Source organism: Mesorhizobium sp. M7A.F.Ca.CA.001.08.2.1 (assembly GCF_003998455.1).
GTDB classification, from domain to species: Bacteria; Pseudomonadota; Alphaproteobacteria; order Rhizobiales; family Rhizobiaceae; genus Mesorhizobium; species Mesorhizobium ciceri.
In genome coordinates this window covers 1-6102 of the sequence record NZ_RZPW01000363.1, presented here as the reverse complement: position 1 = coordinate 6102, position 6102 = coordinate 1, and the positions used below count along the sequence as shown (strand labels likewise).

General features: G+C 63.6%; 7 protein-coding genes. 3 read left to right on the top strand and 4 right to left on the bottom strand.

Annotation, left to right across the window (positions count from 1 at the left end; all coding sequences use genetic code 11):
• Positions 1–902 (bottom strand): chloride channel protein (locus EN914_RS20705; RefSeq protein ID WP_164778823.1); only part of this gene is annotated, 902 nt, incomplete at its 3' end.
• A 129-nt stretch (positions 903–1031) separates the two neighbouring features.
• On the bottom strand, positions 1032–1331 hold the full coding sequence (locus EN914_RS20700) for a putative quinol monooxygenase (protein WP_024502703.1): 300 nt from the start codon (positions 1329–1331) through the stop codon (positions 1032–1034).
• A gap of 147 nt (positions 1332–1478) precedes the next feature.
• On the opposite strand from EN914_RS20700, the gene flhA reads away from it, so the two are divergent.
• Genes flhA through EN914_RS20685 form a run of 3 tightly spaced genes read left to right on the top strand, consistent with a single transcriptional unit; the run spans position 1479 to position 4701 of the window.
• Positions 1479–3566 (top strand): flagellar biosynthesis protein FlhA, encoded by a 2088-nt coding sequence (gene flhA / locus EN914_RS20695; protein ID WP_024502704.1) that lies wholly within the window; start codon positions 1479–1481, stop codon positions 3564–3566.
• A complete protein-coding gene (fliR, locus tag EN914_RS20690) occupies positions 3563–4315 on the top strand; it encodes a flagellar biosynthetic protein FliR (protein WP_013529768.1) in 753 nt (250 codons plus the stop codon). The genes flhA and fliR overlap by 4 nt, the downstream gene beginning before the upstream one ends.
• A gap of 2 nt (positions 4316–4317) precedes the next feature.
• Positions 4318–4701, top strand: coding sequence for a hypothetical protein (locus EN914_RS20685; RefSeq protein ID WP_013529767.1), 384 nt, complete (start codon positions 4318–4320; stop codon positions 4699–4701).
• A gap of 185 nt (positions 4702–4886) precedes the next feature.
• On the opposite strand, the gene EN914_RS20680 is transcribed toward EN914_RS20685, so the two are convergent.
• Entirely contained in the window at positions 4887–5582 is a 696-nt protein-coding gene (locus EN914_RS20680; protein ID WP_013529766.1) for a response regulator transcription factor, read from the bottom strand.
• Positions 5579–6102, bottom strand: a 524-nt coding sequence (locus tag EN914_RS20675; RefSeq protein ID WP_164778822.1) for a sensor histidine kinase KdpD, incomplete at its 5' end; no start/stop codon positions are given. The genes EN914_RS20675 and EN914_RS20680, both read right to left, overlap by 4 nt.

The following is a 6102-nucleotide window of genomic DNA, read 5'->3' as shown; positions in this document are numbered from 1 at the left end:
GGCGTGATCAGCCCCAACAAGCCAACGATGGCGCCGCCGATGACGGGGCGCAGCGACGCATCGATCGACAGCCTGGCGAAACCGCGCTCGATCAATGTCACCAGATGCATGATGGCGATCGAGGCGGCGCCGCCGAGCAGCCCGAGCAGCAGGAACGGCACATACTGGCTGGCGGTGAGCGCCGGCAGACCCGAAAGCTCGAGCGGGAACGGCACCCCGCCGAACATTTCGGCGGTCAGCGAGGCTGAGATCGCGGCGGTCATGACAGGCGCGACATTGGCGACCGAGTAGATGCCGATGACCAATTCGAAGCCGTAGAAGGCGCCGGTCAGCGGTGCATCGAAGGCAGCGGCGATGGCGCCGGCCGCACCACAGCCGACCAGGATACGGACATCGTTGCGGCGCAGCCTGAAGATGCCCGCCAGCCGCGATGCCAGCCCGGAGCCAACCTGCGTGTAGCCGGCTTCCAGCCCGACCGAGGCGCCAAAACCGCTGGAGATCATCGTCTGGCCGGCGATGATGAAGGTGTCGGTCAGCGACATGCGCCCGCCATAGAGCGCATTGGCTTCGATCGGGTCGATCGGTGTGCGGAATTTCCGTATCCTGAGCCAGACCACCGTCAGCCCCAGCAGCATGCCGCCGATCGCCGGTATCAGCGCCTGCATCGGATTGGCGAGCGAAAACATGCCGGAAAGCCGGCCGCCTGGCTGAACGCCGAACAGCAGCCCGTGCAGGTCCTGCACGATCTGGCTCATCGCCGTGACCAATATGCCAGCCATGACGCCTACGACACCGGCGAGGATGACCACCACGATGCCGCGCGCCTCGAGCAGGGGCAACGACCTGATCAGCACCGCGCGCAGCCGGCGGGCGTAGACTTCGCTGTGGTTTCTGGAAAGCACCGGGGCGGCTCGCCGATATCAAAAGGCAGTGGAAAACCAGCCTGATACGCCCGGCAGCACGGCATGGCAACCACAATGCCGACAGACACCATGTTGGCGACAGCGCGATATCGATCGCCGATGGACAGTTCAGGTCGGCATGGGCTCGCCGGCTTCATAGAGCACGAGGTTGCGCTCGCCTATGCCAAGCGCCGGCCAGCTCGCACGCCAGTCCGCAATGTGCGGCGAGGCGAAATGCGCGTCGAGTGCCGCCCTGTCGCTCCAGACTTCCGTGACCCGGATGAGCCCGGCATCGAAAACATCCTGCGCATAGGAATATTGGATGCAGCCGGACTCGGCGCGGCTGCCGGAAACCATGCGCTCCATTGCGGGCTTGGCTTCCTCAAATTTGTTTGGCGGCAAGCGGATGGTGCCGATGATCAGAAGCATGGGGTTTGCCTTCTTTACGAGGCCGGCCGACACGGCGACCTGCGCATGATCGTTGGAACTAGCCAGTCTCCCACCCTCGCGCAAGCTTGGCGGGCTACCCTCACAGGGCTGTCGCGCGCTCGGCAGTCTATGGGGTTTGAGGACGATATGGCGATCAGCGAAAGCATTCAGCCCGGCGCGGTGGCCAAGAACGGCCGCGACGTCTTCTTCGCCATCGGCATCGTCATCATCCTGGCCGTCCTGTTCCTGCCGATTCCGGCCTTTCTCATCGACATCGGCCTCGCCTTCTCGATCGCGCTTTCGGTGCTGATCCTGATGGTGGCGCTGTGGATCCAGCGGCCGCTCGATTTTTCGTCTTTTCCAACCGTTCTGCTCATCGCCACCATGCTCAGGCTGTCGCTCAACATCGCCACCACGCGCATGATTCTGGCGCATGGCAATGAGGGCACGCATGCGGCCGGCTATGTCATCGCCGGCTTCTCCAAGCTGGTGATGGCCAGCGACTTCGTCATCGGCCTCATCGTTTTCATGATCCTGATCGTGGTGAACTTCATCGTCATCACCAAGGGCGCCACGCGTATCGCCGAAGTCGGCGCGCGCTTCACCCTCGATGCCATCCCCGGCAAGCAGATGTCGATCGACGCCGACCTCTCCGCCGGCATGATCGACGACAAGACCGCGCAGCTGCGCCGCCGTGAACTGGAAGAAGAAAGCTCCTTCTTCGGCTCGATGGACGGCGCCTCGAAGTTCGTGCGCGGCGACGCCATCGCCGGCCTCATCATCACCGCCATCAACATCGTCGGTGGCATCGCCATCGGCTACATCAGGCACGGCATGGGCATGGGCGAAGCCGCCGACGTGTTCATCAAGCTGTCGGTCGGCGACGGCCTCGTCACCCAGATCCCGGCCCTGATCGTGTCGCTCGCCGCCGGCCTGCTCGTCTCCAAGGGCGGCACCCGCGGCTCGACCAACCAGGCCGTGTTCGGCCAGCTCGGCGCCCATCCGCGCGCCCTCTATGTCGCGGCATCTCTGCTGGTGCTGCTCGGCCTGATGCCTGGCCTGCCGCTGTTCCCGTTCTTTGCGCTCGCCGCCGGCATGGCCGGCCTCGGCTACGTCATCCCGATGCGCGCCAACCGTGTCCTCGCCGAAGCCGAGGCGATCAAGGACCAGGAAAAGGCGACCAAGGTCGAGGAGGAGAAGAACTCGGTCAAGGCCTCGCTCGCCACCGCCGAGATCGAGCTTTTGATCGGCAAGCAGCTGTCGACAAGGCTGCTGACGTCGCATCAGGAACTGGTTTTCCGCATGGGCAAGATGCGCAAGAAATTCGCCACCCAGTACGGCTTCGTCGTGCCGGAAGTGCGTGTCGCCGACGATTTCGCCATCCCGCCGAAAAGCTACCAGATCAAGGTGCACGGCACCGTGGTCGCCGAATACCAGATGCGGGTCGGCGAGATCATGGTGCTGCTCGGCAATCGCGACGTGCCCGAAATACCTGGCGAGGAGATCCGCGAGCCGGCCTTCGGCATGCGCGCCTATTCCGTCATGGAAACCTTCGCCGAGGATCTGAAGCGCGAGAACTACACCTTCGCCGACAACATGTCGGTGCTGCTCACCCATCTCTCGGAAGTCATCCGCAACAACCTGCCGCAGCTTCTGTCCTACAAGGACATGAAGGCGCTGCTGGAGCGCCAGGACCAGGAATACCGCAAGCTCGCCGATGAGATCTGCACCACGCACATCTCCTATCCCGGCCTGCAGGCGGTGCTGAAGCTGCTGCTCGCCGAGCGCGTCTCGATCCGCAACCTGCACCTGATCATCGAGGCGATCGCCGAGATCGCGCCGCATGTGCGCCGCACCGAGCAGATCGTCGAGCATGTCCGCATCCGCATGGCCCAGCAGATCTGCGGCGACCTGTCCGAGGGCGGCGTGCTGAAGGTGCTTCGCCTCGGCAACCGCTGGGACCTCGCCTTCCACCAGAGCCTCAAGCGCGACGCCAAGGGCGAGGTGCGCGAGTTCGACATCGACCCGCGCCAGCTCGAGGAGTTCGGCCAGGACGCCACCAAGGCGATCAAGAAATATCTGGAAGCCGGCGAACGTTTCGTCCTCGTCACCGCGCCCGACGCCCGCCCCTATGTGCGCATGATCATCGAGCGGCTGTTCACCACGCTGCCGGTGCTCAGCCACGTCGAAATCGCCAAGGGCGTCGAGATCAGGGTGCTCGGAACCATATCGTGAGCGTGCTGTCGCAAGGCGTCGTCATCGCGGCGTTCCTCGCCTTCTGCCGCATCGGCGCCTGTTTCATGCTGATGCCGGGCCTGTCCAGCGCCCGCGTCCCGGTCCAGGTCAGGTTGTTCGTGGCGGTCGCCGCCACCGGCGGCCTGCTCGCCTTCCTGTGGGACAAGATCTTTCCTTTCGTCGACCCGCGCCCGCAGATCCTGGTGCCGATGATCATCTCGGAACTTCTGGTCGGCGGCCTGATCGGCGCCATGACCAGGCTCTACATGGAAGCCCTGCGCTTCATGGGTTCGGCCATCGCCATGCTGGTCGGTTATGGCGGCACCGGCGGACCGGCGATCGAGGAGCCCGAACCCCAGGCAGCCCTTGCCGCGATCATCTCGTTCTCGGCGCTGTTGATGCTGTTCGTGTTCGATTTCGACCACGAGATAATACGCGCGCTGGTTTCCTCCTACACGGTCGCGCCGGTCAACATCTTCTTCAACCCGCAGGCAGCCCTCGTCGATGTCACCGACACGGTGTCGGACACCTTCTTCCTGGTCATCCGCCTCGGCAGCCCGTTCGTCGCCTATGCCATTCTCGTCAATCTGACGATCGGCTTCGTCAACAAGCTGACCCCGCAGATCCCGATCTATTTCATCTCCCAGCCCTTCATCATCGCCGGCGGCATGATCATCTTCTATTTCGCCGTCGGCACCATGCTGTCGCTGTTCGTCGACGGCTTCGTCGACCTGACGCTGGCGAGATGACCATGAGCACGCGCAAGGACCGCCTCAAGAAACTGGTCAAGGTGCAGGAACAGTTGAAGGCGCTGCACGAAACCCGCCACGCCACCTTCCTTGCCGCGGCCAGTGCCGCCGAGGCTGAAGCCAGGGAACTGGTCGGCCATTTCGACCAGCCCGATTCGCTTTCCGCCCTGTTCCCCGATCTCTACCACCGCCGCATCGCCCAAGCGGTCGTGCGCCAGGAGGCGAACCTGGCAAGCGCGAAGCAAGAAGCCGGCCTCATCGCCGCCGCGACCGCCCGCACCAACATGGTTGAGCGTGCCTACAAGGACGTGCGCAACCGCGACGAGCGCGAACGCTCCGACCGCGAGCGGCTCGACATCATCGCGCAGAAGCAGGGCGAGGAGTAAGCTGAGGGTGTTCCGCTATGGGCCAACGGTGAGCGTCATTTACCAGGTTGCGAATGGCGGCAATCTCGGTCTTAGGGGCGGGCATGGTGGCTTCCTGAGAGCGGACATTGCAGGCTGCACATCGAGGTCCTGCCGCGCCATGACCAGTCGATGCTTCGGTCTGGAAGCAGCCGTTGAGCAGACGTTCATTGCACGGCGGCGGCTGCGGTGAAGATGTAGCCAACGCCATAGACGACCTTGATCGGCGCGGGCAAGCTGATGTGCTCCTCCAGTTTGCGGCGTAGCCGGCTGACGACTGCGTCGAGATGCCTGTTGTCGAAGTTCGACCTGGGACGGGCGACAAGCTCCACCAGATCCTCGCGCTGGCAGATTTCGCCGCTACGGTTGCAGAGCACGTTCATGAAGGCGAACTCGGCCGCCGTCAGTTTAAGCGAACGGTGATTGGGCGCGATCAGCATCCAGTTCGTGCCGTCCAGCACCCACCGATCGCTGCTGCCGTTGGCAGAGTCGGGCGGGGCTCCCGTCCGTCGCAGCAGGCTGCGAATTGCGGCGTCGATCTCGCGCAGCGTGCTGTGCTTGACCAGGTAGATGTCGGCGCCGCTCTCAAAGCCACGGATACGGTCGTCGCTGTCACCGAGCGCCGTCAGCATGATGATGCCGCAGGCATGTGATTTGCGGATTTCGGTTGCCAGATCGAACCCGTTCCCATCGGGCAGCCCGACATCGAGGATGATGACAGCGGGCGAGCTGCCGTTGGCCAGCGTCTGGCGCAATTCCCCTGCCGTGGCGACGCCTTCGGCCGTGAAGCCCGTCAGTTCCAGGAAATCCGCCAGATCCTTGCGCAGCCGGGGCTCGTCCTCGACGATCAGAATATGCGTCATGCGGTCAGTTCCTCGGGCGAAAGTCGATCCGTTGCCTCGCCTGCCAGAGGCAGGCTGACGATGGACGTAATGCCCTGGTCGTCGTTGGCGAGCAACTGCAGCTTGCCGCCGTGATAGGCCAGCAATTTGCGCGAAGAATAGAGGCCGAGACCGGTTCCGGTTCCCGCCATCGTATTGGAGGCCCGGAAAAAGCGCCTGCCGATCTTGTGAAGCTCGGCCTGTGGAATGCCGATGCCACGGTCACGCACCCGAATGACCGCACTTCGACCTTCGCTGCGCACATCGATATCCACTGGCTGGTCCTCCGACGAATATTTGAGCGCATTGTCGATGAGGTTGATCAGGACGGTCGCCAGCATCTCGGGATCGGCGACAAGCGAAACGGCGTCGTCATCCGCCGTAAAGATCAGGCGCTCGCCGCGCCCGGTCATCCCGAAATGCAGCCGCACATCGGCAATAAGCAAACCGACGCGTATCATCTCCGGCTGAAACCCGCTGTCGCGATCATTGGCCATGAAGC